General features: G+C 57.9%; 1 pseudogene. It reads right to left on the bottom strand.

What is annotated here, in order from left to right:
- Positions 1 to 499, bottom strand: a pseudogene (locus tag C5B91_RS21360) (hypothetical protein); the annotation flags it as partial.
- Positions 500 to 561: the final 62 nt, after the last annotated feature.

Here is a 561-nt window from a genome sequence, read left to right as displayed (position 1 = left end):
CGGTGAATGGGTCGACCGTCTCGTAGTCTGGAGGAAGGATCGAGCGTTCGAGTTCGGTGAGCTGCTTGAATCCGACGACAGCGACCGACGTGTCGGCGTCGATGCTGTACTCGGTGAGGCGCGTGGACGTCGTGTCCATATCGGCGATGCAGTCGACAGCGGTGTGCGTTGCCATCGTCGCGAACTGGTCGTAGTCGAGAACAGCCTCAGCCGTCCCTTGGTACTCCCAGCACTGGAGGATGTTCCCGACCGCATAGGACGTCTCCTTCCAGTTGAGATCAGTCGTCTCGATGATTTCGAGAAACGCGAGTCGATCTTCGGCCTGTTCTCGGCGTCGAGCCGCCAGGCGCCGTGGGGTGATCGCGAAGGGTCCGAAGTGGGGTTGGTCAAGACGTCGGTTCAGGGCGCTTGCCATCGGCGCGTCCGGCACGAGCACAAGGTCGAAATCCTTGCATTCCTCGTAGAGAGAATCGATAGACTTCGCTCGTGTAATTGACACGGACTATCAGACTCATGTGGGTTTCAAAAACGTGTCGTCGGAACAATCAACTCAAACCAGAA

Origin of the sequence: Haloferax sp. Atlit-10N (genome assembly GCF_003586325.1) — an archaeon.
Lineage (GTDB): Archaea > Halobacteriota > Halobacteria > Halobacteriales > Haloferacaceae > Haloferax > Haloferax prahovense.
The sequence above is the reverse complement of the archived record's forward strand: the minus strand, read 5'-3'. Positions and strand labels throughout refer to the sequence as shown.